The following is a 26,249-nucleotide window of genomic DNA, read 5'->3' on the forward strand; positions in this document are numbered from 1 at the left end:
ATGGCGCCGCAATCGCTCCCGTTACGCGATGTCCATCTGCCGCCATCGCCGTCGTGGTGGCCGTTGGCGATGGGGTGGTGGTTGGTGATCGCCGCAGTGGTGCTGGTGTTCGGTGCCGCATGGTTCTGGTGGTGGCGTCGTCGTCGGCAGCAGCGCCGTTGGTTGGCGGCATTCGATGCCGAACTGCAGAGCGCGACAACTCCCGCGCAGCGCTTGGCGACGGTATCGCTGTTGTTGCGGCGTGCGGCGCGCAGCGTTGATGCGCAGGCCGATCGGTTACAGGGCGAGGCGTGGCTGCAGTTTCTGGATGGCCGCAAAAGCAAGACCCATGCGTTTTCGCAAGGGCCAGGCCGCGCGGTGCTTGAGGGCGGATTTCAACGCGCGCCAGCGGTTGCAGATATGGATGCCGTGCAGACACTGGCGCGACAGCGTTTTCTGAGTCTGATGCGAGGCCAGCGATGAACTGGCTGCAGTGGTCGCAATGGCAGGACGCGCTTGCGCACTGTGCGTGGCCGTGGGCATGGTGGTTGATGCCGCTGCCGTTACTGATGTGGTTCTGGCCGCAGCGGCGTGCCGATGCGGCTGCGCTGCGCGTGCCCTACGCCGATCAATTGCATGCGGTTGCACAGGCGCAACGTGTGCCGGCATTGCGGATGCCGCGCTGGTTGGCATGGTTGGGCTGGTTCTTGTTGTGTGCGGCGCTTGCGCGTCCGCAACAGCTGGGTGAGGTGATCCAGCCGCCGCGCGAGGCGCGACAGATGATGCTGGCGGTGGATCTGTCCGGCAGCATGAGCGAGCCGGATATGGTGCTTGGCGGCAGCGTGGTCGATCGCCTGACGGCGGCCAAGGCGGTGTTGTCGGACTTTCTGGATCGCCGCGAAGGCGATCGTGTCGGCTTGTTGGTGTTCGGCCAACGCGCCTATGCGCTGACGCCGTTGACCGCGGATCTGACCTCCGTGCGCGACCAGCTAGCCGACAGTGTGGTGGGCTTGGCCGGGCGCGAAACCGCAATTGGCGATGCGATTGCATTGTCGGTCAAGCGGCTGCGCGAGCAGAAGCAGGGGCAACGCGTGGTGGTGCTGCTCACCGATGGCGTCAACACCGCTGGCGTGCTCAATCCGCTGAAAGCCGCCGAACTTGCCAAGGCCGAAGGCGTGCGCGTGCATACCATCGCGTTTGGTGGCAGCGGCGGGTATTCCTTGTTCGGCGTGCCGATTCCGGCCGGTGGCAATGACGATATCGATGAAGCCGGGTTGCGCAAGATCGCCGAACAGACCGGCGGGCGTTTCTTCCGCGCACGCGACACCGAGGAACTGGCCGGCATCTATGCCGAACTGGATCGGCTGGAACCGGTAAAGGCAATGGGGCCGTCGGTGCAGCCGCGTGTGGAGCGCTATTACTGGCCGTTGGGCGCTGCCATCGTGATTGCACTGCTGGCCTACGTGCTGCCGCGGAGATGGCGATGAACGCGCTGACCGAGCTGACAGCGGCATTGCAGTCGTTGCATCTGCTGCGCCCGACCTTGCTATGGGCGCTGCTGGCCATCGTGCCGGCAGCGCTGCTCTGGCACCTGCGCCGACGCGATGCGGAGGTATGGCGGCACAGTGTGGATGCGCATCTGTTGCCCAAGTTACTGGTCTCCGGTGGTCAGCGCGGATGGCTCGGCTTCGTGCTGGCTGCGTTGACGTATGCGCTTGCAGTGGTGGCAATGACCGGGCCGAGTTGGCGGCAGGTCGAGCGGCCGGTGTATCACTCCAGCATGCCGCTGGTGGTGGCGCTGGATCTGTCCTCCAGCATCAATGCCAACGATTTGCCGCCATCGCGCTTGCTGCAGGCGCGCGCGAAACTGGCCACGCTGTTGCGCAAGCGCGCCGGTGGCGAAGTCGCGCTGCTGGTCTATGCAGGCGAAACCTTCACCGTTGCACCGCTCACTGAAGACACGGCCAATGTGGCGTTGTTTCTGGACGCGTTGTCGCCATCGGTGATGCCGGTGGATGGCAAGCGCGCCGATGCGGCGATCGATGCGGCCACGCAGTTGCTGGTGCAGGCGGGCTTCAAGCAAGGCGACATTCTGTTGGTCAGCGATAGTGCGGATCGTGGGGCTGGCAGTTCTGCACGGCTGGCGCATTCGCGTGGATTCAGCGTGTCTGCGCTCGGTGTGGGTAGCGAGCGTGGCGCTGCCTATCGCACAAGTACCGGCGAAATCGCACAGGCGAAGCTGGACGAAGCCAGCCTGCGCGATCTGGCCGGGCAGGGCGGCGGGCGTTATGCGCGCATTGCAGCGGATGATTCGGATTTGCGTGCGCTGGGGGTGCTCGATCCTACGCAGCAGCCCTTGGCCGATGAAGCGACCGAGTCCAATGGCGGCAAGACCTGGCTGGACGAAGGCTACTGGCTGCTGCTGCCGGTGATGCTGTTGGCGCTGCTGGCGTTCCGACGTCGTGCGGTTGTGGCGGTACTCGCGTTGGTGGGTGTGTTGCCGTTGGCCCAGCCCGCGCACGCTGCAGAGAGTACGTTGTGGCAACGCGCCGATCAGGTGCAACAACAGCGTCTGGATGCAGGCGTGCAGGCATATCGCAAAGGCGATTTCGCCGCGGCACAGAAAGCGTTTGAAGGTGTGCCCACCGATGAGGGCCTGTACAACCTTGGCAACGCGCTGGCCCGGCAGGGGCAGTACGACGAAGCGATTGCGGCGTACGACCGTGCGCTGAAGCAACACCCCGACCAGCAGGACGCCATCGCCAATCGTGCGGCGGTGGATGCGGCGCGCAAGCGTCAACAGCAGAACAACAAGGACGGCAAAGGTCAGGACGGCAAAAGCCAGTCCAAAGAGCAGAAGCAATCCGGTCAGAACAAGCCCGGCCAAAATCAGTCCGGGCAGAACAAACAAGACAACCAAAACGCTGGCCAGGACGGGCAGGGCAAGCAGGACGCCCAAGGCAAACAGGACAGCAAGGATCAGCCCTCTCCGGCGCAGACGCCGCAGGATGGAAAGTCGCAAGACCAGCAATCCAAGAATGGGCAAGGCGAGCAGAGCAAGCAGGACGCGCCGCCGCAATCGGCCGATGCGCAGGCGCAGCAGCAGGCCGATGCCGCGCAGCGGCAAAAGATGCAGCAGGCGATGGCGCAGGCCGGCGATAAGAGCGCCGATGCAAACGGCAAGCACGAAGCCGCAGCCGTCAGCGAGACGCCGGAACAGCGCGAGCAACGGCAGGCGGTGGACGCCTGGTTGCGGCGCGTTCCGGACGATCCGGGCAGCTTGCTGCGCACCAAATTCACGCTGGAACACGAACGCAGGCAACGGGACGGACGATGATCGGCACACACCACTTACGCCGCGCGGCGATCGGCATATTGACCAGCGTGATGCTGCTCGCCTGCGCCCCCGTCGGTGCGGTGACGCGCGCCTGGCTGGACCGCGACAGCGCCAATGCCGGCGACGTGGTGATGTTGAATATCGAAACCGATCAACGCGGTGTCGATCCGGATTACACGCCGTTGCGCAACGATTTCGCACTGGGTGCCAAAAGCGCCAACCAGCAGATGCAGGTGACCAATGGATCGGTCACGGTGCGTGCGTTGTTCGGCGTGGTGTTGACGCCGCGCAAGAGCGGCGAGCTGATCGTGCCGGCGATACGCGTCGGCAACGAGCGCACCGAGCCGCTGCGGTTGCAGGTGGTTGGGGCTGCAAACAATGCGGGCACCGGCAGCACCGGAAGCACCAGCAGCGCTGGTGGCAGCGCGCAAGGCGGGCCGAGCGCGGCGCAGGGCAATGAAGACGCCTTCGTTGAAACGCAGGTGGACGACCCGCAGCCCTACGTGCAGCAAAGTGTGGGCGTGGTGGTGCGTTTGTACTTCGCTACGCAGCTGGCCTCCGGCGAGCTGGATCTGGAAGCGCCCGATGGCGCATCGCTGCAGCGCATTGGCGATGACGTCAGTTCGGTCAAGCTGGTCAACAATCGTCAATACAACGTGGTGGAGCGGCGCTATTTGCTGGTGCCCGAGCGCAGTGGGCGCTTGCTGTTGCCGTCGGCGCGTTTCAATGGGCGTTCGGTCGGTGGTTTTTTCGATGATTACTTCGGTCGCGGTAATGGCGAGCTGACCGCGCGCAGCGCCAGCATTCCGCTGCAGGTGCGTGCGCAGCCGGCCAACGCGCCGCAGCCGTGGTTGCCGCTGCGCAGTCTGCAACTGCGTTACACCACCACGCCGCAACGTGCGACTGCTGGTGAAGCGGCGCAGATCGTGGTGGAAGCCAGCGCACGCGGCGCCACCCAGGCGCAGTTTCCTGAATTGCCTACTCCTAGCGTGCCTGACGCGCAGGTGTTCGCCGAGCCGGCGCAGTACGAGGAACGCTTCGTGGACGGTTCGCCGCAGCTGCGGCTGACCCGGCGCTATTCGATCGTGCCCAACCGCGCCGGTCCACTGGTGGTACCGGGTTTGCAGGTGGCGTGGTGGGATGTGGGCGCAGCGGCGGCCAAGACTGCATCAGTGCCGGATCTCACGTTGGATGTGGCTGCGGGTAGCGGTGCGTTTGCGGCGCCCGCGCCTGCGCCGGTTGCCAATCCGTCGCCGGATAACGCTGCCCCAACTCCAGCTCCCAGTACGCTGAGCCTGCAGCAACCCGCCGTTGCGCAACGGCCGTGGGGCTGGATCGGTGCGGCGATCGGTTTCGCGTTGTTGTGGGTCGCCACGCTTGCGTGGGCGTTGCTGCTGCGTCGCGGCGGTTCGCGCGGTGCGCCGGTGACCAATGGCAGCGATGCACCCGCCTCCGGTCGGCGTGCCACCCATGGTGTGGCCGAATTGCGGCGTGCGCTCGATACCGGCGGGATGGACGATGTGGCGGCGGTACTCTGCGGCATGGCCGGTGCTGCCGACATCGACAGCGTGCTGGCCGCGTTGAGCGACCCGGCCCAGCGCGCAGCAGTGGCGCAGATGCAGCGCGCGCGCTGGGGCGGCGATGGCGATGTGGCCGCTGCGCGTGCGGCGTTGCGCGAGGCGTTTTCCAAAGGCCCGCGTTGGCGCCATGCAACCGCTGCCGAACCGGAGGTATTGGCGCCGCTGTATCCGCCGGCGCGTTGATCTGCTGCGCTGCAGCGACAGTTGCTAATGGGGCCTGGATGGTCGCCAGGCCGTGTAGTGCTGCGACTCGTCGATCCGGTTGTGCGTGGCTTGCTAACTGTGTTGCTGAAAACAGAGCGTTGGGGCTGCGGTTTGGCTGCAGGGCCCTTTGCCCGCCCACCCTCGCGGGACACGCCGCAAGTACGTCCATGTAGGCTCTTACGCGGCATCCATGCCGCGTAAGGTCCCGCGACGGTGGGCGGGCAAGGACCAGTCGCGATGGTCGGTGTGCACGGTTACAAGCGGGGCAAGACGTGCGTTGGTTCAATAACGGCTTGTCCGATCAGCTTTTCAACGCAAGGCAAACGGAAGGCAGGCTTTCAACGAAGCAACCTGCAGACTCTCTGGTGCGGTGTCCTCGCCGATTGCGGGACCGTGTGGCGGCATGGATGCCGCCACCGAGCCTCCAGGGACGGATTCACGGCGTGTCCCGCGAGCGGCGAGGGCACCGCGCCCTCGACCAACCAGGCTTTTGGCTGCATCTAGCAATGGCAAGACTCGAAATCTTTGCCACTTCAAGCTGATTAGATGATGTGGATGCGCCAATTGCAGATCGATTAGGGCAGCAGACTGGTTGCAGGACTCTCGCCCGCTCCCGCGCCAACGCTTGCATCACCTGACGTCGAGAGGGACACCTACCCTCGGGCAGGCGCGCAGCGGCACATCGGGTAGGTGGCCGCATCGATGGCGTTTGTTAAGCTCCGGCCTTTGTGTACAGATCAAGGCCCGACCAAATGACTGCATCCCCAGCCGCACGCCGCCCGGGCCTGCCCCTGCATTGGAAGATGGGCATTGGCTTCGCCGTCGGCCTGGTGTTGGGATTGGCCGTCTACTACCTTGCCGGCAGCGATGCCGACTGGGTGCGCACGGTGACCAAGTACGTCACCACCCCGTTCTCGCAGATTTTTCTCAATCTGATCTTCATGCTGATCGTGCCGCTGCTGTTTTCGGCATTGGTGATGGGCATTTCCGAAATGGGCGACATCCGTGCGCTCGGCCGTGTGGGTTGGCGCACCTTGGGCTACACCGTCGTGCTGTCCGGTGTGGCGGTGTTGCTCGGCCTGGTATTGGTGAATGTGCTCAAGCCTGGGGCTGGCGTGGATCCACAACTGGCCAATCAGTTGATCCAGGAAAACGCCGAGCGCACCCGCGAGATCATTTCCAGCTCCGGCACCCAGCCGCAGGGCATGGACATGCTGTTGTCGATCGTGCCCAGCAACGTGATCGCTGCGGCGTCCAGCAATGGCGCGATTTTGTCGCTGATGTTTTTTGCGGTGATGTTCGGCGTGGGCATGGTGCTGACCGCGGATGAAAAGGTCGCCACGCTCAAGCGCGGCATCGAGGGCATCTTCGAAATTTCGATGACCTTGATCGGCTTGGTGATTCGCCTGGCGCCGTATGCGGTGGCCTGTTTCATGTTCAATCTGGCTGCGCTGTTCGGCTTCGATCTGTTGATCCGCCTGGGCGCTTATGTGGGCGTGGTGGTGTTGGCGCTGGGTCTGCACATGGTGGTGAGTTACGGGCTGGCGGTGAAGTTTGCCGGGCACTCGCCGATCCGGTTCTTCAAGCAGACCCAGGAGGCCACGATGATGGCCTTCTCGACGGCGTCCAGTAACGCGACCTTGCCGACCGCCCTGCGCGTGGCCGACGAGATGGGCCTGCCGCCGCGGGTGTCGCGCTTTGTGCTCACTGTGGGCGCCACCGCCAACCAGAACGGCACCGCGTTGTTCGAGGGGGTGACGGTGATCTTCCTGGCGCAGTTCTTCAATGTGGACCTGAGCATCGGCCAGCAGTTCATGGTGATGCTGGTCTGCATTTTGGGCGGCATAGGCACCGCGGGTGTGCCGTCGGGCTCGCTGCCGGTGGTGGCGCTGATCTGCGCGATGGTCGGGGTCAACCCGGTCGGCATCGGCATGATCCTGGGCGTCAATCACTTCCTGGATATGTGCCGGACAGCGCTGAATGTGACCGGGGATCTGGCGCTGACGACGTTGGTGGCGAAGGGCGAGGAGTAGGGAGTCGGGATTGGGGATTGGGGATTTGTTGGAGCGGGCTGTTGCGACCGGCAGGTGCCAGGTCAGGTCTTGCGGTGTCGTGGCAGCGTCTGCGCCGCCTGCTGCACTATTGCACTGCGGACGAGGCTGCAGAGGCTCCGGCTCCGGCTTCACCAATCCCGAATCCCGACTGCCCAATCCCGGCTCCCTAACGCGCTCTGTGGGAGAATAAGCGGCTCCGCTTTCAGCGGTGTTCCCCTCCGCTTCCATAGACGCCCATGACCCAGCCCACCCGCCGCCAGCTGGCCAACGCCATCCGTTTTCTTGCCGCAGATGCGGTCGAAGCCGCCAAATCCGGCCATCCCGGCATGCCGATGGGCATGGCCGATATCGCCGAAGTGCTGTGGAACGATTTCTTCCGGCACAACCCGAACAACCCGCAGTGGTTCAACCGCGACCGCTTCGTGCTGTCCAACGGCCACGGGTCGATGCTGCAATACGCATTGCTGCACCTGTCCGGCTACGACCTGCCGATCGAGCAGCTCAAGCAGTTCCGTCAGCTGCACAGCAAGACCGCCGGCCACCCCGAGCGAAGCGAAACCCCCGGCATCGAGACCACCACTGGTCCGCTAGGTCAGGGCTTCGCCAATGCGGTCGGGTTTGCGCTGGCCGAGAAGTTGCTGGCGCAGCGTTACAACCGCCCGGAGCTGGAAATCGTCGACCACCGCACCTGGGTGTTCATGGGCGATGGCTGCATGATGGAAGGTATCTCGCACGAAGCCGCCTCGCTGGCTGGCACCTGGGGTCTGGGCAAGCTGGTTGCGTTCTGGGACAACAACCACATCTCCATCGACGGCAACACCGATGGCTGGTTCAGCGACAACACGCCGGCGCGTTTCGAGGCCTATGGCTGGCATGTGGTCCGCGATGTGGACGGACATGACGCCGAGAAGATCAAGGCCGCCATCGAGACCGCGCTGGAGAACACCGACAAGCCCACGCTGATCTGCTGCCGCACCAAGATCGGCTTCGGCGCACCTAGCAAGGCCGGCAAGGAATCCTCGCACGGCGCACCGCTGGGCAAGGAAGAACTGGAAGGCGCACGCAAGGCGCTGGAGTGGCCGTACGGCCCGTTCGAGATTCCCGAAGAGATCTACGCCGGCTGGCGCGCAGGTGGCACCGGCACACTGCGTCAGGCCGAGTGGGAGCAGCTGTTCGACAAGTACGGCAAGCAGTATTCGGCCGAAGCTGCCGAACTGACCCGTCGCTCGCACGCCGAGCTGCCGGCCGACTTCATCGCCCAGGCCGATGCCTACATCGCCAAGGCGCAGCAGGATGGCCAGACCATCGCCTCGCGCAAGGCCTCGCAGCTGGCGATCGAAGCGTTCGCGCCGCTGTTGCCGGAACTGATCGGCGGCTCGGCCGATCTGGCGCATTCCAACCTGACCTTGTGGAAGGCCAGCAAGTCGGTGGCCACCGACGACCCGGATGCCAACTACGTGTATTACGGCGTGCGCGAGTTCGGCATGACCGCCATTGCCAACGGCCTGGCGCTGCATGGCGGCTTTATTCCCTTCGACGCCACCTTCCTGGTGTTCAGCGATTACGCGCGCAACGGCGTGCGCATGAGTGCGCTGAATCCGGCGCATGCCATCCACGTGTACACGCACGATTCGATCGGCCTGGGCGAAGACGGCCCTACCCATCAGCCGGTGGAGCACCTGGCCTCGCTGCGCTACATCCCCAACAACGACGTGTGGCGCCCGGGCGATGCGGTGGAATCGGCAGTGAGCTGGAAGGCAGCGATCACGCGCAAGGACGGCCCGAGCTGCCTGGTGTTCAGTCGCCAGAACCTGCAGCACCAGCCGCGCAGCGACGCGCAGCTCAAGCTGATCGAACGCGGTGGTTACGTGCTGGCCGATGCCGAAGGCGGCGTGCCTGACGTGATCCTGATCGCCACCGGTTCGGAAGTCGGTCTGGCGGTGGAAGCCAAGCAGACCCTGGATGCGGCCGGTTTGAAGACGCGTGTGGTCTCGATGCCCTCGACCGATGTGTTCGATCGTCAGGATGCGTCCTATCGCGAATCTGTGTTGCCGAACGCGGTGCGCAAGCGCGTGGCGGTGGAAGCGGGCGTGACCGGCTTCTGGCGCAAGTACGTTGGCCTGGATGGCGATGTGGTCGGCATCGACACCTTCGGTGCCTCGGCGCCGGCCGATCAGCTGTACGCGTACTTCAAGATCACCGCCGAGCATGTAGTGGCGGCAGCCAAGGCGCTGTAAGACCTGGCGTGTTGCGTTAAAGAAAAAGCCGGCGAAAGCCGGCTTTTTTGTTGAATCTCGTGAGCGATGCGCGGGTGCGTCATCGTTCAACGGAAGCGTGGCGTGCTTCAGTGCGCGTCGTTGGCCAGCGCCGAGGCGCGGATCCTGGCCAGCACCTTCAACTGTGCGTCCATCATCGGCGGGTTGGGATCGTGCCCGGTGCGTGGCAGCAGCAGGAATTGCTTGCTCGGGGCAGAAAGACCATCGAAATAGGCCTTGCTGATCTCCGCTGGACCAGATCCTGCGAAACGCGCTCTCATCCAGGTAGCGCTCGCTTATGTCAAGCAAATGCTAAAAAAATGTCAATCCAGCTATTTAAAATGTGAATCATTCCCATTAAAATGGCGCACTGCCGCTGGTAGGGCACACCGTTTCCTCCCCCTTGTTGCCGGCGCAGCGTCTTCGCAGCGCGTGGTCTGGTTCCGTCTGCGTTGGAGTTCCCGATGATCCGTAGTACCGAGTTGCGTCTTGTTTCCGTGGGCGCGCGTCGCCATGCCCTGCCGCGCGCGCTGTTCGCTGCGCTGTGCACGCTGGCCGCCAGCCAGGCCCTGGCCGAAACGCCCGTTGCCGCCGCCGATGCCGAGGTCACCACGCTGGACCGGATGATCGTGCAGGGCGAGCAGGCCAAGGGCTATACGGTGGAGAAGACCACCGCCGGCACGCGCATGAATCTGTCGCTGCGCGAGATTCCGCAGTCGGTCACCGTGATCACCCGTGACCGCATGGACGACCAGAACCTGCAGAGCATCACCGACGTACTCAACAACGTCACCGGCATCTCGGTGGCGCAGAGCGACAGCGAGCGGCTGGAGTTCTTCTCGCGCGGCTTCTACATCGACAACTACCAGTTCGACGGTATCCCGGCCTATATGGAGCAGGCCTGGAGCTACGGCGATTCGGCGCTGGACGTGGCGCTGTACGACCGCGTCGAAGTGGTGCGCGGCGCCACCGGCCTGCTCACCGGCTCGGGCAATCCGTCGGCCTCGATCAATCTGGTGCGCAAGCACGCGCTCAGCCGCGACTTCACCGGCACCGTGTCGGTCGGCGGCGGCGATTTCAACAAGACCCGCAGCGTGGCCGATGTCACCGTGCCGCTGAGCCCAGAAGGCACCGTGCGCGCGCGCGTGATCGGCGTGTATCAGGATGGCGAGTCGGATATGGACCGCTACAGCATGCGCAAGAAGATCGGCTCGGCGATCATCGATGCCGACCTCACCGACAGCACTTTGCTGAGCGTGGGCTACGAGTACCAGAAGAAGGAATCGAACGATGTCACCTGGGGCGGCTTCCCGCTGTTCTACAGCGATGGCACCCGCACCAACTACGACCGCTCGTTCAACCCGGCGGCCGACTGGACCTTTTGGGATACGCGTCTGCAGCGCACCTTCGCCAGCTTGCAGCAGAGCTTCGACAACGGTTGGAACCTCAAGGCCAATCTGAGCCATGAGAAGACCGAAGCGGCCAATCACCTGTTCTACCCGTTCTATACGATCTTTGGGTTCGACCGCGCCACCGGTGGCGGCGTGGTGCCGTATTCGGGCAACTACCTGACCGAGCGCAAGGCCGATGGCGCCGATGTCTATGCGGAAGGCCCGTTCCAGCTGTTCGGCCGCGAGCATCATCTGGTTGCCGGCGCCAGTTACAACCGCCGCGAATACGTCAACAACGGCACCTTCGATTTCCCGGCGCCGCTGGACAGTTACCTCGGCTGGACCGGCGCGTACCCGGAACCCAACTGGAGCCCGCGCACGGTGCAGAGCGACGGCACCATCAAGCAGAAGGCCGCTTACGTGGCCGCACGGTTCTCGCTGGCCGATCCGCTGACGCTGCTGGTGGGCGCGCGCTATACCGATTGGCAGATCGATGGCCGCAACTTCGATTCGACGACGCAAGGCCTGGTGCCGTTCTCCGACACCCAGACCGAAGTCACCCCGTACGCCGGCCTGGTGTACGACATCAACGATGTGTGGTCGACCTACGTCAGCTACACCGAAATCTTCAACCCGCAGACTCTGCGCGATGCCAATGGCGGCTATCTGGACCCGTTGAGCGGCAAGGGCTACGAAGCCGGCGTCAAGGCAGCGTGGTTCGACGACAAGCTCAACGCCTCGCTTGCGGTGTTTCGCATCGAGCAGGACAACCTGGGCGTTGCCACCGGCGGCTTCGTCCCCGGTAGCAGCGAATCGGCGTACCAGGCCGCCAACGGCGTGGTCAGCGAAGGCTTTGATTTCGAGATTTCCGGCCGCGTGACCGCTGGCTGGAATACCACCTTCGGTGCCTCGCACTACACCGCCCGTGACGACAGCGGTACGTCGATCAATACGCATCTGCCGCGCACCACCATCAAGTTGTTCAACAGCTACACCCCGCAAGGTGTGTGGAGCGATCTCACGGTGGGCGGCGGCGTCAACTGGCAGAACCGTTCGTACTACGTGGACCCGGTGTACGGCACCTTCCAGCAGAGCGCCTATGCGCTGGTCAGTGCATTCGCGCGCTACCGGTTGTCGCCGCAGTTTTCGGTGCAGCTCAATGTCGACAACCTGCTCGACAAGCGCTACTACTCGCAGTTCAACGGCGGCTATGGCGCATGGGGCGCATCGCGTAATGGCATGCTGACCTTCAACTACACGTTCTGATCGTAGACCAGGCTGGGCGCGATTTCAGCGGCTGGCCTGTTGTTGCAACGATGCAGGCACCTTGCAAAAGGTGCCTGTTTTTTTTTGTGTCTGCATCCCTGCTGGGTGATCGTAGATCTGCTGCGCTTTCTACCGCCTGCGCTGCGTGCTGACATCAGTTTGCTTCGGTGGTGCCGAGCTGGCGCGCAAGCGGAAGCCTTTCCCGCAAGTGTCGGCACGTTGCATAGACTTGCCTGCACACGCACGCACACGCGAAGGCGTGCCGGCAATCGCATCGACGGTAGCCCAGGGCTACAGCGGTTCCAGATGCGGCGCCATCACTTCTGCCACCCAATCCATGAACGCGCGCACGCGTTGCGGCAGGTGGCGACGCTGCGCGTAGAGCAGCGTGACCGGCATCGGTTCGGGCGCGATGGCGGCCAGCACCTCGATCAAGGCGCCGCTATCCAGGTGCGCACGTAACGGGCTGGCCGGCGCCTGGATGATGCCCAGGCCCGCCAATGCGACAGCAAGATACGCATCGCCGTTGTTGACCGTCACGGGGCCGCGCATTGGCAGCAGTTGATAGGTCTGCCCGTCGTGGTACTCGAAGCCGGGCGACCGCTGGCCCAGCGTCGGCACGTAATGCACCAAGTCGTGGTGTGCCAGATCGTCCAGGCGCTGCGGCGTGCCCCGTCGTGCGAGGTAATCCGCACTGGCGCAGTTGATGATGCGAAACGCGCCGAGCGGTCGCGCGACCAGGTTGGTGTCTTCGAGCGTGCCCACGCGCAACACGCAATCGAAGCCTTCGCGCACCACATCCACGCGGCGGTCGGTGCCGCTGATCTCCACTTCCAGTTGTGGATGCAGTGCCAAAAATACCGGCAAGGCGGGAATCACGAAATTGCGCGCAATGCCGGACGACATGTCCACCCGCAAGCGCCCTCGCAACTGGCTACGGTCGCGCTGAAACATGCCTTGCAACTCGTCCATGTCATCGAGCAAATCGCGGCTGCGCTGATAGAACGCGGTGCCGTCGCCAGTGAGTTGCACACGGCGTGTAGTGCGATGCAACAGCTGGGTACCGAGCGACGCTTCAAGCCGTTGCACGGCAGTGGAGACGCTGGCCTTGGGCAGGCCCAAGGTTTCGGCGGCGCGAGTGAAACTGCCGAGCTCGGCCACACGCAGGAAGGCGCGCAACGACTCCATGGTGTCCATCGATTGGTCGATACTTTTGAACGGTGCAATCAGCCTGAGCTGATTTATGCGGCGCGGCAAGCGCAATAGTCTTTGCAACGACGCGATACCCATACCGTCGCAGGCTGGCGCGCAAACGCGCGCTACAACATCACTGGCAGACACCGATGCCAAGCACCGACGCGCCTGACATCCTTACAGGCCTGCGGTCGTTCTCGGCATCATCCCTCGCCCTCGGAGTAAAGCATGTCGAACACCACCCCCATCACGTTGATCACCGGCGGCAGCCGCGGCCTGGGCCGCAACGCCGCGCTCGCGCTCGCTGCCGACGGCAGCGACATTGTGCTGACCTATCGCAGCGAAGCAGGCGAGGCTGCTGCAGTCGTCGCAGACATCCAGACGCTGGGGCGTCGCGCGCATGCCTTGCAGCTGGATGTTGCCAATGTCGAGGGCTTCGCTGCATTTGCCGCTCAACTGAAGGAAGTGTTGACCGGTTGGGGTCGCAGCCACTTCGACGCATTGGTCAATAACGCCGGCACCGGCTTGCATGCGCCCATTGCCGAGACCACGCCTGCGCAATTCGATGCGCTGTTCAACATCCATCTCAAAGGCCCGTATTTTCTGACCCAGACGTTGTTGCCGCTGATTGCCGATGGCGGACGCATCCTAAACGTGTCCAGCGGCCTTGCACGTTTTGCACTGCCGGGTTCGTCGGCCTACGCGATGATGAAGGGCGGGGTGGAAGTATTCACCCGCTATCTGGCCAAAGAGCTGGGCGCGCGTGGCATTCGTGCCAATACGCTGGCACCGGGTGCGATCGAAACCGACTTCAATGGCGGCAGCGTGCGTGATAACGCGCAGGTCAACGCGATGGTTTCCTCGGTCACTGCATTAGGCCGCCCTGGGCTGCCGGACGATATCGGGCCGGTGGTGGCTGCATTGCTGGCGCCGGGCACCGGTTGGATCAATGCGCAGCGCATTGAGGTGTCTGGTGGGATGTTGATTTAAGTACAAAGGCCTGCGCATGACGCGCAGGCCTTTGTGTGCGCCACCGCGTCAGTGCATCACTGCAGTGTTTGATCGCCATGCAAGACGGGATACGGATTCACGACTTCGCCCTTCCACCATTCTTTTTCCGGCCCGAGGCGATGGATCTCGAAATGCAGATGCGGTGCCGCAGGATCTGCGTTACCGGTGCTGCCCACATAGCCAATGATCTGACCGCGCTTGATCGGCTGTTTTTCCGCCAGACCATCGGCGTAGCGCTCCAGATGCGCGTAGTAGTAGCAATACGTGCCACTCGGGTCGAACTGATACAGCGTCAGGCCGCCGCGTTCGCTGTTGAAGAGTTTCTCGACCGTGCCGTCTGCCACTGCGAGGACCGCTGTTCCGGTGGGTGCGAGGATGTCGATGGCATCGTGCACGCGGCCTTCGCTACGTGCGTCGGTGAAGGTGTCCTGCAGCTGGCTGCTGCTGATGCCTTGTACCGGAATCAACAAGCCAGCACCTGAAACTGCGGCGTCAGCTGGTGGCACGGGCGTTGCTGCCGCAGGCGTATTTGCTGGCGCCGCAGCGGTTGCCGGCGCAGCGGCAACGGCTGGCGGTGGCGCGAATGCCGGAGCAGCAGATGCCAGTTCGGCATGCGCCGCGTCGCGCTGTGTTGCCACGGGTGCAGCAGTGGGCGTTGGCTCTACTGCCGCCTGCGGCGCCTCACGTTCCAGCCACCAATAGCCGGCTGCACCCAGCAGCACACCCACGACCAGCATCATCAGCAGTTTCATGCTTACTCCTGCATCACCACCGGCATGGACGGGCCGACCACGCTGGCCAGATTGACCACGTCCCAGTTGGTCAGGCGCACGCAGCCATGCGATTCGGTCTTGCCGACATGGCCGGGTTCCGGCGTGCCGTGCAGGCCGTAATGCGGCTTGGACAGGTCGATCCACACGCGGCCGACCGGATTGTTCGGACCCGACGGCAAGGTCGCCTTTTGATCGCCCTTTTTCGCGTCCCAGAACAGCTTGGGGTTGTACTTGAACACCGGATCGCGCGCGACGCCCAGGACCTTCCAGCGGCCGATCGGCAGCGGGTCGTGCTTGCTGCCGGAAGACACCGGGAACTGCGCATAGACCTTGCCGTCGGCATCAAACAGGCGCAGCGTCGACTCGGACTTGTCGACCACAAGCTTAGCCGGCTTGGCCAGTGGCGGGACACCGTCGATGTTGGGAACCTGGATCACGCCCCCGGCCTTGCTCAGGTCCACGCCGGGGTTGAGTTGGCGTAGCAGTTCGGGGTCGGCATGAAACCGCTCGCCTAGTGCCTCATCCACCGAGGTGTAGCCGAGCGAGGGCAGCTTGGCCTGTTCGGCCGGGCCCTTGGGAATGGGCTGGAACGGTCCGGCGACATCGGCAGCGGTGAGCGTGTATTGCACCAGCGCCGGCGTGGCGTCGGCCTGCAAGGCCTGCCAGGTCGCGTCATCCAGCTCACCGGTCACCTTGATGTTGTGCGCGGCCTGAAACCCGGAGACGGCACGCTTTTGATTGGAGCCGCGCTCGCCATCGATCTGCCCCGGTGAAAAATGCGCGCGATCCAGCAGTACCTGCGCGTGCAGATCCGAACGCGGGCCGCTCGGCACGACTTTCGCCGCTGGCGTTGCTGCAGGCGCAGGTGCAGCGGCGGGCTGCGGCGCTTGCGCCAGTGCAGACAGTGAAGCGCTCAGGGCGAGAGTGAGCAGGCAGGCGCGAGCGTAGGAGCGTGAGGGCATGAGCAGGTCCGAAAGAGGCATGTGCGCACCTTGCCCGAGCTGCCTGCGTGGTCTGCGTGAAATGGCTGCACCGGGACTGACTGAAAACGCAGTATCGATGCGGGTCAGAAGTGGATACCTGCTATCTCGCCTCTGCGCAGCTGCCGAGTCGACGCGTTCGCCTGCTGCTCATGTGTCCACCCGGGCGGCGTAGGGAGTCGTGCACCGCGCAATAATCGATCGCCTGTATGTCAGTCAGGCGATCGATTGGATCAGCGGAAACCTGGTCGTTGCAGCTGCAGACATCGTGCCGCATCTGTCTGCATGTCTGCCGTCAGTAGGTATAGCCCAACGTCAGCATGTACACCCGGCCGGTCTGTACATACGCACCATCGGCGCCGGGATCGTAGGCCATGTAGCGTTTTGATTTGCCCTGTGTTTCGTAAAACGTTGCGGCATTGAGCAGGTTCTTGGCCGACACACCCACATCGATATGGTGCGGCAAATGGTAGGTGGCATTGAAGTCCAACGACTTCACCGGTTGCAGGTAATAGTTGAGCCGGTCGCTGGTCAAGCCCAGTAATTGCAGGCCGGTGTAGTTGTAGCTCAGGTCGGTACGCAGATGCGTATCGTCGTAGAACAGATCCAGGTTGTAGATGCGCTCCGGTGCGCGCGGCAGCCAGGTCTTTTCCGGTTGATCGCTGCGCTTGCTGTCTGCTTCGCTGTGTTGCAGCGTGAGGTTGGCGGTGACGCCGAAATTGCTCCAGATGCCCGGCAAGTCCTGCAGGCGCTTGCTCGCCGCCAACTCCAGGCCATAGAGCTTGGCGGTGCCACCGTTCTGCGGCATCGTCACCGGCACGCCGTTTTCGAACGTGGTGCCGGTCGGTACCAGGCCGCCCAGCGTGTTGTCGTTGCTGGTCGCCGATTGCGAGGTGTAGATGAAGCCGGTGATGCGCTTGTAATAGGTCGATGCGCTGAGTACGCCGCCGTTGTGGTCGTAGAACTCGGCAGAAAGATCGGCGTTGTCGGCCTTGCTCGGATGCAGATCGGGATTGGGCTTGGAGATGCCGACCACCTGCTGGGTGTCGTCGATGGTGTACACCGTCTCGCCGGAAATCAGGCCGAACGCCGGGCGGCTGAAACTGCGGCGCAATGAAGCGCGATATAAGGTGAGATCGTCGGGCCGATAGTTGACGCTGATGCCGGGTAACACTTGCCCATAGGTGCTGCCGGTGCCGACGAAGCTGCCGGTATTGCCATCGCCGCTGGATTGCCAGGATTGGGCCGAGTAGCGCGTCAATTCGTAGCGCACGCCGGGCAGCACGCTCACCGAACCGATGTGCAGCGCGGCCATCGCGTAACCGGAATAGATCGCCTCGGTGCTGGAGGTGGTGTTGGCGTTGTAGTCGTTGGCCGTATAGACGCCTGCACCATTGGGATCGTTGACGTACTTGTAGGGCAACGCCTGCGCGAGCATCCAGTTGCGGTTGAGCAGTTTGAACGGGCCTGCGTAACGGCCATCGAACGCGTTATTGGTGACACGTCCCGGGATCGCGCTCAGCGGCGGGCCGCCAGCAGTGGGAAACGCGTAATTGGGCCCACCAAAGTAAGGACCATTGGTGACGAAGTTGCCGTCCTTGTGGAAGAACGGATGATCGTAGGCGCCGCGGTCGGAGTGATCGGCAGACAGGCCGACTTTGACGCTGTCCAGCACATCGCCATCGACCTGGTAGGTGATATCGGTGTGCGCGTTGACGCGGTTGTCGTGACTGCCGGCGTCATGCCCCTGCACCTTCCACAACAGCGACGAATCCAGGTTGTAGAAGAAGTCCTTCAATGCAGGCGAGCTTGGCGCGATGCTCGGATAGCGTGGATTGCTGAGGTCGAAGGCGAAGCTACCGGGCGTAAAACCATACAGACTGGCCGACACATAGTCCGGACGGCTGCGGGTGCCGCGACCGACCGAAGCGCCGTAGTCGAAGCGCAAGCGATCCAGCGTGGTCTGGCCACCGAGTTGCAGCGTTGCCAGCTTCTCGTCGATATCGTGCGTGTTGAAGTAGCCGCCGCGCACGGCGGTTGGCTGGTTGCGATAGGTTTCCAGGCGCGCGCTGGACTGATCCTGCTGCCCGGTCACGCCGTAGCTGCCGTAGATGGCACGCGCATAGAGTGCGCTGTTGTCGCCTTGCCAGTCGAGCGAGAGATTGCCGCCATAGCGTTCGATCTGACTGGTGTAGAGGCTGTACTTGTAGCGGGTGCTGATCAATGGACCGACATCGCGCAGGTCCGTTGCACTGGCGAATGCAGGATCGGCCGGCACGTACTTGCTGTTGGGCGCCGGCGCTTGCGCCATGTTGTTGTTCTTGCCGTAATAGGCAGATGCGTAGACGCCGAAGGCATGGCCGTCGCCAAACTTCCAGGCCAGCTCCTGCTGGAAGGTGCCGCCGGTGTCCTTGCCGCCCAGGTCGGAGGCCAGCGCGTTGAACTGACCTTGCGCGGTGGTCTTGGCATAGACATCACGATCGAAGTCGAAAGCGTTGGGCGTGCGCATATCGATCGCACCGCCGATCGAGTCGCCGGGCATGTCGGGTGTGGGCGACTTGGAAACCTGCACCGACTGGACGCCGAACGGCGCCAGCATGTTCAACGAGATGGCGCGCGTGGACGAATCGGTCTCGGGCATGCCGAAGCCGTTGAGCGTGTAGGCGTTGTAGCTGGCATCCATGCCGCGGATGCTGACGTAGGCGTTCTCGCCGGTGGTGGCCTGGCCCAGATGCATGTCGCTGTATGCCGACAGGCCCGGCATGTGCGACACGACATCGGCGATGCCGCCCGACGGGATGGCATCGATCTGCTGCTTGCTCATCACGCTGTTGACGCTGCTGGACAAGCGCTGCTCGTTGAGCGATCCCGGTGTGGCAGCGTGCTTGGCCTGCACGTTGACCGAATCCAATGTGGTGGTAGCGGGCTCAGGAGTCTCGGCGAACGCGGGTGCGGACAGCGCCAGCGCAATGGCGCAGGTCAGACGATGAAAAGTGCGGGGGTGCTGCATGCAGTTGGCTCGCGTAGTTGGAGAACGTGGGGTGCCAGGCCCCATAACGCGGGCGCAGGCGTGCATCGCCGACGCCTTCCATTGCGACAGGTCTGTGTGGTTTGGCGTGGGTGGTGCGATTGCGGACGTGACCCCACTCAATGCGTCAGGTCGACGCCCTTGCAATGCGCGTGCGGAAGCTGCGGATTGCAGCGTGCGACCGCATCGCCGTCGAAGCGCACCACGTAACCGTTGCTGGCTGGCTCGTGTGCGGGGAAGTCGGTGCTGAGCAATTGCGCACCACTGGCCAGCATGCTGTTGCGGCGCGTAGTGTCGTTGTGCAGCGCTTCTTTCAGGTCTGCGTCGGTCCGCGTGCGCACCAGATAGCCGGCTTTCACCAGCTGGTTGATCTTCTCGACGGGGCCATCGTTGAGTTCAGTAAACGCGGCATCGTCTTCGCCCGGCACGGCGTTGGTGAAGCACACGCGTCCGCGCAGCGAGGGATGCCCGGGCAGGTAACTGGCACCGGCCGCGCGCTGGTCGAGCAGGAACACGACCTTGCCGCGTGCTTCGTGCAAGGATGGCCAGCCATGCGCGAGCACAGCGGCGTTGAGCGTAGCTGCCGTGCCACGGACTTGGTCGGGGCTAAGGTACTCGCCGGGCTTAAACACCGAGCGCAGTTCGGCATCCAAGGCATCCAGCGCCGCGATATCGAACGGCTCCGGCTGCACGGTCGGAAAGCTTAGCTTCACCGCTGCCTGTTTGGTTTCCAGCAGGATGAAGATCGGCACGTGCCCAGGGTGCTGCTTCGACCACGCGCGCACTTCCTGCAGGCAGGCGATCAAGGGTTGGCAGTTGCTGCGCTGATCCACATCCTGCACATGCATGACCTTGAAGCCCGGCTTGTCCATCACGCCGGCAGGTGCACTCGCCGGCGCTGGCGGGAGGCCAGCCTTGGCAACTTGCGCGACGATCGCCGGGTGCGCGTAGCGGCCACCGTTCGCGTCGGCAAACACATCCAGTTCTAGCTGTCTGACGCCATCGTCCAACTGTTGCGTCAGCGCTGGATGGCGATAATCCAGTGCTGCGAACAATTCCGGGCTCAGTTGTTTCAGCAGTGCCGCTTCGCTGTGGGCGAAGCCGGCGTGGTAGCTGTTGTGGCTACCGATGTACTGCAGATCGGTGAGGCGAGGTGCGGCGTGTGAAGTGACGCTGGCCATCATCAACACGCCGAAAAATGCAGCATGTCTCGAATTGCTTCGCTTGGCACGCGATGGCTTCGCTTTGCTGTCATCGCCTGGATTCAAAGCCGAAAAAGCGTGTAGAAAGCGCATGCACCGATGCCGGAAAGAAGGTGGTCGCCATCATCCCGGCCAAATTTGACGCAACGCTTTCCGCAGTGTTGCCGTCGTGGGTCACAGCGCGATAAACGCGCCATGACATCGTTTCTGGGCACATCCCGGCAAAGCCGCTCTCAGTGCGATCTGGTCTTGCGCAAGGCCTATGCCAGCAGCCGCGCCTGCACGCGCTCACCGATGCCGCGTGGCGTGTCCAATGCCATGCGTTGCAGGCAGGTAGCGTCGTTCGCATCGCCCGCATTGCGTGACAGCAGTGCGCGCCACACCGTCGTCAGTTTCGCGCTGTTGCTGGCAGTGGCGCGTTTGAGCCAGGTCAGGGCGCGTAGCACGCGTTGCTCGACCTCGGTGAAGTCGCTGCCGAGTGGGTAGTCCGGCAGGCTGCCGTCGCGGCGAAACGGCGCCAATGCCTGTTCCAGCGCTTGCGGTGTATTGCGTTGTGCGCGGGCAGGCAGTGCAGGGTCGCTACGCAGCTTGCGCGATGTCTTTGCTGTGGCAAGCAATGCGTCCTGGAAGCGTGCATCGCAGATGCCCGCCATCGCCAGCACGCAGTCCTGATCGGTCTGGTGACGCAGATCGGCGATGCCGTACTCGGTGATGTACAGATCGCGCAGATGGCGCGGGATGGTGGTGTGCCCATAATTCCAGCGCACATTGCTGGCCGCATGTGCTCCGGCATCGCGGGTGGCCCGCAGCATCAGCGCGCTGCGGGCCTGCGGCAAGGCATGCGCCATCGCCACGAAGTTGTACTGGCCACCGACACCGGAGACCACGCGCCCATCGTCCAGCCCATCGGACACCGCCGCACCGAGCGCGGTGGCCATCATGCAGGAGTTGAAGAAGCGTGCCTGATGGCGTTGCAAGCGCTCCAATGTTTCATCGCCGCCGTAGAGCTGGTTGATCTCGCTGATGCGGCGCATGCCGATGGCATCGCGGGTCTCCGCATCCAGAGTGCGCAGCCATTGGTAGAAGTCCGGCGAACCAAGATAGAACGCGCCATGCAGAAACTCGCCCTCGCGTGCCAGCCGCGCGTGATCGGCTGCATCGGCACTGCCGTCGGCGATGCGCTGCATCAGCGGCAGATCGTCATGCACCTTGCGCCGGATCACGCCGCTGTCCACCAGCTGCTTGAACCCTTCGTTGAGCATTTCGCTGCAGCCGTACAGGCCGATCTCGAACGGTGCCAGACCACCGCTGGTGCGCACCGCAGGATGCTGTTCCAGCTCCGGATCCAGCGCATGCAGCACGCGCCGATAGGTGGCGTTCTCGGTGTGTCGTAGCACCAGGGCATGGCTCAGCGCGTCGGCCAACGTGCCGATGCCGATCTGCAAGCTGCCGCCATCGCGCACCAGCGTGCTGGCATACAAACCGATCGCGTAGTCGATGGTGTTCACCGGTTGCCGCGGCAAGCCGAACAGGCGCGGCGACGGGCCGGGCAGGTCGATGACCAGATCGAAGAACGCCTCGTCCACCGCTGCAGTGCCGCCGATCCACGGCAGTTGCGTATCGATTTCCGCCACCAACAGCGGACGTGGCAGGCCGAGTGCCTGCACCGCATCGAGCGTGTCCTGGGTGATGTCGTTGTTGCACGACAGCGACAGCCGCGTGCCGCCCGGTTCGCGCGCGACTTTTTGCACGATCAGGTTGGGCGCGCGTTGCGCCACCGCCGCAGCGGCGTGCGTGTAGTTCAGACTCGTGTAGTCGGCCTGCGCCTGGGTGGAGTGCAGCAGGCCGCCGGACTGCATGTAGAACTCTTCCACCTGCACATGCGCCGGCAATGCGTCGCGCAGCATGTCGTCGACATACGCCAAGCGCGGAAAGTCGTCACCGAAATGGCGTGCAACAAACGGTGCGGCAAAGCGCGCCTCCAGCCCCGCACCTGGCCTGGGCGGATTGAGCGACAACGCCGTGTACAGCGCCAGCGGTCGTGACGGCGTGTCCTTGAGCTGCGCATACAAGGCGTTCAACAGCCGATGCGGCTTGCCGATGCCCAAGGGCGCACCCACGCGCAATGGGCCTTCGATACGTTGCAGGATCCGCTCCACGGCAGAGGGCAGGTCAGTGAGATGTTCGGTCATCCGTGCAGGGTAGCCGAGCCGATGGCGAGCCGGTTGCTTGAGCAGTTGGCGTTGCGGTTGGTCGCTGCAATCGCTGCTCGAAGCCCGAGGAGGAACAGGCTTGACAACCCCGGGGTTTACGCATGTAATCAGTAAAAATTACGGATGTAATCGGATGTCGATCAGCGATGCGGAAGCGGTGGTGATGCAAGTGCTCTGGGACGGCGCTCCGCGCACGGCAGAAGAGGTGGTCGCAGCGCTGGCACAGACCGATTGGGCCGAGCCGACCATCAAGACGCTGCTCAATCGCCTGCTCAACAAGGGCGCCATCGCCGCGCAGAAGGAGGGGCGCAAATATCTCTATACCCCGCTGCTGCAACGCGAGCAGTGGGTACAGCAACAGAGCGAAGGATTGCTGCAACGGCTCTTCGGTGGGCGGGTGGCGCCATTGGTGGCGCATTTCAGCGAACGCGGAAAGCTCAGCGCGTCCGACATCGCGGAATTGAAAAAGCTGATCAAGGAGTTGGACGATGAGCCCTGACACATTGGTCCCGCTGCTGCTGCGCCCAACGCTTTACACCGCGGCCGCGCTATCGATCTGTCTGCTCCTGCGGCGCCCATTGCGCGGCTGGCTTGGTGCAACGGCGGCGTACGCGATCTGGGCATGCGTTCCGCTCGCCTTGCTGGCCGCCGTGCTGCCAAGCCCGCAATCGGATGTTGCGCTATTGAAGGTGCCGCTGCTTGCTGCGATGCCGGCGCTCTCCAACGCGCATGACGGTGCTACTGCGTGGACGACGCTGGCATTGGCGGTATGGCTGACTGGCGCCGCGCTCATGGCAGCCATGCTGTGGCGGCGGCAGCATCGTTTCGTGCGCAGCCTTGGGCCTTTGTACGCGTTGGACAATGCCGTGTGGTCGGCAACGCATGACGCCGGGCTGCCGGCATCATTGGGAATCTGGCGCCCACGTATCGTGGTGCCGTCGGATTTCACTACGCGCTATTGCGCTGCCGAACGTGCGTTGGTGCTGGCGCACGAACGGCTGCATCTGCGCCGCGGCGATCTGCATGCCAATCTGCTTGCGGCCCTGATGCTCTGCATCGGTTGGTTCAACCCGCTGATGCATCTGGCCTGGCGTGCGTTCCGGCTGGATCAGGAACTGGCCTGCGATGCGGCCGTGCTGGCACAGCATCCAGGCAAGCGCCGCAGCTATGCCACGGCAATGCTCAAGACCCAGCTGGGTGCTGGGTGCACACCGCTCGCCTGTCACTGGGCTGCCTCGCATCCGTTGACGCAACGCATTGCAGCGCTGCGCAAGCCACTGAAAGATGCCAGGCGTTCGCGCTGGAGCGGTGGGGGTGTGCTGTTGCTCGCGGTAACACTCAGTGCCGCCGCTTGGGCCCTGCAGCCAGCGCGTATCGCAGCAGCGTCTTACGCCGCGCCTGCAGACAACGATGCGGCGGGTGTCACTCGCATGCGTGAGTCGAACTATGCGGATTTCACCACGATGCGACCGCCTAAATATCCTGCACCTGCGTTCGATGGCGGCATCGAGGGCTTTGTCGAACTGCAGATGGAGGTCGACCCAGGCGGTGTACCGCAGCACATCGCCGTCGTGCGGAGCACGCCAGCTGGTGTCTTCGATCAAGCGGTGCTGGATGCAGCGCGCCAATGGCGACTGAAACCTGCGTACGCACAGGGCAAGGCCATTGCATCGAACGTGCGCGTGCCGGTGAAGTTCGAATTGGATGCGCCTGAGCAAACCACCAAGACCGCCAATGCCAGCGCCAGCGCCGCACGATCGGATGCGCCACCGTCCGAGCGTCTTGCCGGTTGCGCTTGGCCAGGCTGCGCGATGCAGGAGGCGCTGCGATGAGAGGTGCTCCGATCTGCGCCGCAGTCCTGGCGCTGTCGCTTGGCGCATGCGCAACGCCACGTGTGCAGGAACAGCAGCGCAGCCAGCGCGAAGATTCGGTGGACCAGCGCATGCTGAGCGCGCAGTCGGGCGGCGACGGCGATTCTTCGATCCAGCCTTATACGCTGGCACCGACACAACGCTTCCGCATGCCGCGCGCGCTACGCAGCGCGGCGCCGGTGCTGCCGGCCGATTCGCCACGGCAGAGCTTGCCGCCGACCACCGTCTGCGCGCATGTGATCCTGACTGCCGAAGGCGCGGTGCAGCGCGTCGATCCGATGTCCGATCGCGACGAATGCGCGGCCGGTCTGCTGCAGGGCAATGCCGATCTGGTGCAGGCGGTGCGTACCACGGTGCAGCAATGGCAGTTCGTGCCGGCCGCGATGTGCACGTTTGCGCCTGGTGTGGCACAACCGGCGGCGCTGGACGACTGCACCGGCGCAACCGGCGAAGAACCGGTGCCGGTGACGCTGTCGTTCGCATTCACCTTCGAGGTGCGGCAGGGCAAGGTCAGCGTGCGCACCGGCAAGGTTGCACGCTGACGCAGGCCTTGCGTCAGCGGGTGGACGCAACGCACCAGCGCTGCCGGCTGCGCTTACTCCAGTACATGCACGCTATCGGCAATGCGCTGCACTTCATCGGGATTGTGGCTGACGTACAGCATCGGCAGACGGATCTCGTCGCGCACGCGTTGCAAGTAGGGAATCAATTCTTCGCGGCGCGCCTGATCCAGCGCCGACAGGGGCTCGTCGAACAACAGAATCGCCGGTTGCGACAACAAGGCGCGGCCGATCGCCACGCGTTGCGCTTCGCCACCGGACAGATTGCGCGGCCGGCGTTGCAGTAACGGCGCAATCCCCAGCAATGCCACCACATCGTCGAAACCGAACGGCGCCGCGCCACGCGCATGCCGGCCGTAACGCAGATTGCGGCGCACATCCAAATGCGGAAACAGCCGCGCATCCTGAAAGACGTAGCCGATGCTGCGCTTGTGCGTAGGCAGGTCCACGCCTTGCCGGGCGTCGTACAGACACCGCCCATCAATGCGGATATGCCCGGCCTGCGGTTGCACCAGCCCGGCGATCGCGTTGAGCACCGTGGTCTTGCCTGCACCGGACGGGCCGACCACGGCCACCACGCGCGCAGCGTCCTGAATCCGGATATGCCGTTGGAAGTTGCCGCGCTGTAGTTGCAGATCGATGTCCAGCATCAGTCGTCCTCACGCGGGTTTGGCCTGCGCACCAGCCATTCGGACAGCAGCAGCGCGGCCAGCGAAATCGCCAACGCAACGCCAGCCAACCGCCACACGCCCGATTCCATGCCCGGTACCTGCATCAAGCCGTAGATGGCCGACGACAAGGTCTGGGTTTCGCCAGGGATGTTGGAGACGAAGGTGATGGTTGCGCCGAACTCGCCCAAGGCCTTGGCGAAGGCCAGCACCGTGCCAGCGACCAGACCGGGCCAGGCCAGCGGCAAGGTGATGCTGAAGAACACCCGCCACGGACCGGCGCCGAGCGTGGCGGCGGCCGCTTCCAGGCGGCGATCGGTGGCTTCGATGGACAAGCGAATGGCGCGCACCATCAACGGAAAGCCCATCACCGCGCATGCCAGCGCCGCGCCGGTCCAACGGAACGCGAACTGGATGCCGAAGTATTCCAGCAGCCAGCTACCGACCGGCCCCTGCGTGCCCAGCACCACCAGCAGCGCGTAGCCGGTCACCACCGGCGGCATCACCAAGGGCAAGTGCAGCAACGCGTCCAACAGGGCCTTGCCCGGAAAGCGGCGCCGCGCCAGCAACCAACCGCAGGCAATACCCGGCGGCAGGCTGGCGATGGCGGCAACGATCGCGACCTTGAGACTCAAGCCGATCGCGGTCAGCTCTTGCGGGGTGAACATCGACAACGGCGCGCC

The 26,249-nt window shown here is 63.8% G+C and carries 19 protein-coding genes and 1 pseudogene; 11 read left to right on the top strand and 9 right to left on the bottom strand.

Annotated features, from left to right (window positions below; translation table 11 throughout):
• The 6 genes from NDY25_RS15895 (at position 1) to tkt (ending at position 9,391) form a co-directional block, all read left to right on the top strand.
• Complete coding sequence (locus tag NDY25_RS15895; protein WP_168958759.1) at positions 1 to 462, top strand: DUF4381 domain-containing protein; 462 nt, start codon at positions 1 to 3, stop codon at positions 460 to 462.
• Positions 459 to 1,466: a vWA domain-containing protein gene (locus tag NDY25_RS15900; protein WP_074058172.1), complete on the top strand. Its 1,008-nt coding sequence runs from the start codon at positions 459 to 461 to the stop codon at positions 1,464 to 1,466. The genes NDY25_RS15895 and NDY25_RS15900 overlap by 4 nt, the downstream gene beginning before the upstream one ends.
• Entirely contained in the window at positions 1,463 to 3,316 is a 1,854-nt protein-coding gene (locus NDY25_RS15905) for a tetratricopeptide repeat protein (RefSeq protein ID WP_168958760.1), read from the top strand. Before NDY25_RS15900 ends, NDY25_RS15905 begins: the two co-directional genes overlap by 4 nt.
• Positions 3,313 to 5,079, top strand: coding sequence for a BatD family protein (locus NDY25_RS15910; RefSeq protein WP_168958761.1), 1,767 nt, complete (start codon positions 3,313 to 3,315; stop codon positions 5,077 to 5,079). Before NDY25_RS15905 ends, NDY25_RS15910 begins: the two co-directional genes overlap by 4 nt.
• A 773-nt stretch (positions 5,080 to 5,852) precedes the next feature.
• Positions 5,853 to 7,133 carry a dicarboxylate/amino acid:cation symporter gene (locus NDY25_RS15915; RefSeq protein WP_180336564.1) on the top strand — a complete coding sequence of 427 codons (1,281 nt, stop codon included), beginning with the start codon at positions 5,853 to 5,855 and terminating at the stop codon, positions 7,131 to 7,133.
• Between the two features lie 257 nt (positions 7,134 to 7,390).
• Complete coding sequence (tkt, locus tag NDY25_RS15920) at positions 7,391 to 9,391, top strand: transketolase (RefSeq protein WP_168958762.1); 2,001 nt, start codon at positions 7,391 to 7,393, stop codon at positions 9,389 to 9,391.
• A 107-nt stretch (positions 9,392 to 9,498) separates the two neighbouring features.
• On the opposite strand, the pseudogene NDY25_RS15925 reads toward tkt, so the two are convergent.
• Positions 9,499 to 9,663, bottom strand: a pseudogene (locus NDY25_RS15925) (alpha/beta hydrolase); the annotation flags it as partial.
• A 210-nt stretch (positions 9,664 to 9,873) separates the two neighbouring features.
• Between NDY25_RS15925 and fhuE the strand changes: the two are divergent.
• The gene (gene fhuE / locus NDY25_RS15930; RefSeq protein ID WP_168958764.1) at positions 9,874 to 12,066 is read left to right on the top strand and encodes a ferric-rhodotorulic acid/ferric-coprogen receptor FhuE; all 2,193 of its coding nucleotides are present in this window, start codon (positions 9,874 to 9,876) and stop codon (positions 12,064 to 12,066) included.
• A 291-nt stretch (positions 12,067 to 12,357) separates the two neighbouring features.
• Here fhuE and NDY25_RS15935 read toward each other — a convergent pair whose 3' ends face one another.
• Complete coding sequence (locus NDY25_RS15935) at positions 12,358 to 13,329, bottom strand: LysR family transcriptional regulator (protein ID WP_168958801.1); 972 nt, start codon at positions 13,327 to 13,329, stop codon at positions 12,358 to 12,360.
• Positions 13,330 to 13,488: 159 nt separating this feature from the next.
• On the opposite strand from NDY25_RS15935, the gene NDY25_RS15940 reads away from it, so the two are divergent.
• Positions 13,489 to 14,250 (top strand): SDR family NAD(P)-dependent oxidoreductase, encoded by a 762-nt coding sequence (locus NDY25_RS15940; protein WP_168958765.1) that lies wholly within the window; start codon positions 13,489 to 13,491, stop codon positions 14,248 to 14,250.
• Positions 14,251 to 14,306: 56 nt separating this feature from the next.
• Here the strand turns inward: NDY25_RS15940 and NDY25_RS15945 are convergent, their stop codons facing one another.
• The 5 genes from NDY25_RS15945 to NDY25_RS15965 all read right to left on the bottom strand — a co-directional run bounded on the left by NDY25_RS15945 (position 14,307) and on the right by NDY25_RS15965 (position 22,446).
• Positions 14,307 to 15,023, bottom strand: coding sequence for a M23 family metallopeptidase (locus NDY25_RS15945; RefSeq protein ID WP_168958766.1), 717 nt, complete (start codon positions 15,021 to 15,023; stop codon positions 14,307 to 14,309).
• Positions 15,024 to 15,025: 2 nt separating this feature from the next.
• A complete protein-coding gene (locus NDY25_RS15950) occupies positions 15,026 to 15,949 on the bottom strand; it encodes a L,D-transpeptidase family protein (RefSeq protein ID WP_176339301.1) in 924 nt (307 codons plus the stop codon).
• 370 nt (positions 15,950 to 16,319) lie between these two features.
• Entirely contained in the window at positions 16,320 to 19,034 is a 2,715-nt protein-coding gene (locus NDY25_RS15955; RefSeq protein WP_168958768.1) for a TonB-dependent receptor, read from the bottom strand.
• Positions 19,035 to 19,171: 137 nt separating this feature from the next.
• Positions 19,172 to 20,347, bottom strand: coding sequence for a phosphatidylinositol-specific phospholipase C1-like protein (locus NDY25_RS15960; protein WP_168958769.1), 1,176 nt, complete (start codon positions 20,345 to 20,347; stop codon positions 19,172 to 19,174).
• Between the two features lie 167 nt (positions 20,348 to 20,514).
• Positions 20,515 to 22,446 (bottom strand): acetyl-CoA hydrolase/transferase C-terminal domain-containing protein, encoded by a 1,932-nt coding sequence (locus NDY25_RS15965; RefSeq protein WP_168958770.1) that lies wholly within the window; start codon positions 22,444 to 22,446, stop codon positions 20,515 to 20,517.
• 154 nt (positions 22,447 to 22,600) lie between these two features.
• On the opposite strand from NDY25_RS15965, the gene NDY25_RS15970 reads away from it, so the two are divergent.
• The 3 genes from NDY25_RS15970 to NDY25_RS15980 are packed head-to-tail and all read left to right on the top strand — an operon-like array spanning position 22,601 to position 24,880.
• Positions 22,601 to 22,966 (top strand): BlaI/MecI/CopY family transcriptional regulator, encoded by a 366-nt coding sequence (locus tag NDY25_RS15970; protein WP_168958771.1) that lies wholly within the window; start codon positions 22,601 to 22,603, stop codon positions 22,964 to 22,966.
• On the top strand, positions 22,956 to 24,299 hold the full coding sequence (locus NDY25_RS15975) for a TonB family protein (protein ID WP_168958772.1): 1,344 nt from the start codon (positions 22,956 to 22,958) through the stop codon (positions 24,297 to 24,299). The genes NDY25_RS15970 and NDY25_RS15975 overlap by 11 nt, the downstream gene beginning before the upstream one ends.
• Positions 24,296 to 24,880, top strand: a complete 585-nt coding sequence (locus NDY25_RS15980) for a hypothetical protein (RefSeq protein WP_168958773.1) — start codon at positions 24,296 to 24,298, stop codon at positions 24,878 to 24,880. The genes NDY25_RS15975 and NDY25_RS15980 overlap by 4 nt, the downstream gene beginning before the upstream one ends.
• A 53-nt stretch (positions 24,881 to 24,933) precedes the next feature.
• Here the strand turns inward: NDY25_RS15980 and modC are convergent, their stop codons facing one another.
• Positions 24,934 to 25,548 carry a molybdenum ABC transporter ATP-binding protein gene (gene modC, locus NDY25_RS15985; RefSeq protein WP_168958774.1) on the bottom strand — a complete coding sequence of 205 codons (615 nt, stop codon included), beginning with the start codon at positions 25,546 to 25,548 and terminating at the stop codon, positions 24,934 to 24,936.
• The gene (gene modB, locus NDY25_RS15990; RefSeq protein WP_180336565.1) at positions 25,548 to 26,234 is read right to left on the bottom strand and encodes a molybdate ABC transporter permease subunit; all 687 of its coding nucleotides are present in this window, start codon (positions 26,232 to 26,234) and stop codon (positions 25,548 to 25,550) included. Before modB ends, modC begins: the two co-directional genes overlap by 1 nt.
• Positions 26,235 to 26,249: the final 15 nt, after the last annotated feature.

It is taken from the genome of Xanthomonas hortorum pv. pelargonii (assembly GCF_024499015.1).
Classification (GTDB): domain Bacteria; phylum Pseudomonadota; class Gammaproteobacteria; order Xanthomonadales; family Xanthomonadaceae; genus Xanthomonas; species Xanthomonas hortorum_B.

Bases quoted from the DNA above. Each gene is read 5' to 3' on its own strand.
- NDY25_RS15895 (WP_168958759.1), top strand. From the start codon at position 1: ATGGCGCCGCAATCGCTCCCGTTACGCGATGTCCATCTGCCGCCATCG.
- NDY25_RS15900 (WP_074058172.1), top strand. From the start codon at position 459: ATGAACTGGCTGCAGTGGTCGCAATGGCAGGACGCGCTTGCGCACTGT.
- NDY25_RS15905 (WP_168958760.1), top strand. From the start codon at position 1,463: ATGAACGCGCTGACCGAGCTGACAGCGGCATTGCAGTCGTTGCATCTG.
- NDY25_RS15910 (WP_168958761.1), top strand. From the start codon at position 3,313: ATGATCGGCACACACCACTTACGCCGCGCGGCGATCGGCATATTGACC.
- NDY25_RS15915 (WP_180336564.1), top strand. From the start codon at position 5,853: ATGACTGCATCCCCAGCCGCACGCCGCCCGGGCCTGCCCCTGCATTGG.
- tkt (WP_168958762.1), top strand. From the start codon at position 7,391: ATGACCCAGCCCACCCGCCGCCAGCTGGCCAACGCCATCCGTTTTCTT.
- fhuE (WP_168958764.1), top strand. From the start codon at position 9,874: ATGATCCGTAGTACCGAGTTGCGTCTTGTTTCCGTGGGCGCGCGTCGC.
- NDY25_RS15940 (WP_168958765.1), top strand. From the start codon at position 13,489: ATGTCGAACACCACCCCCATCACGTTGATCACCGGCGGCAGCCGCGGC.
- NDY25_RS15945 (WP_168958766.1), bottom strand. From the start codon at position 15,023: ATGAAACTGCTGATGATGCTGGTCGTGGGTGTGCTGCTGGGTGCAGCC.
- NDY25_RS15955 (WP_168958768.1), bottom strand. From the start codon at position 19,034: ATGCAGCACCCCCGCACTTTTCATCGTCTGACCTGCGCCATTGCGCTG.
- NDY25_RS15960 (WP_168958769.1), bottom strand. From the start codon at position 20,347: ATGCGCTTTCTACACGCTTTTTCGGCTTTGAATCCAGGCGATGACAGC.
- NDY25_RS15965 (WP_168958770.1), bottom strand. From the start codon at position 22,446: ATGACCGAACATCTCACTGACCTGCCCTCTGCCGTGGAGCGGATCCTG.
- NDY25_RS15970 (WP_168958771.1), top strand. From the start codon at position 22,601: ATGTCGATCAGCGATGCGGAAGCGGTGGTGATGCAAGTGCTCTGGGAC.
- NDY25_RS15975 (WP_168958772.1), top strand. From the start codon at position 22,956: ATGAGCCCTGACACATTGGTCCCGCTGCTGCTGCGCCCAACGCTTTAC.
- NDY25_RS15980 (WP_168958773.1), top strand. From the start codon at position 24,296: ATGAGAGGTGCTCCGATCTGCGCCGCAGTCCTGGCGCTGTCGCTTGGC.
- modC (WP_168958774.1), bottom strand. From the start codon at position 25,548: ATGCTGGACATCGATCTGCAACTACAGCGCGGCAACTTCCAACGGCAT.
- modB (WP_180336565.1), bottom strand. From the start codon at position 26,234: ATGTTCACCCCGCAAGAGCTGACCGCGATCGGCTTGAGTCTCAAGGTC.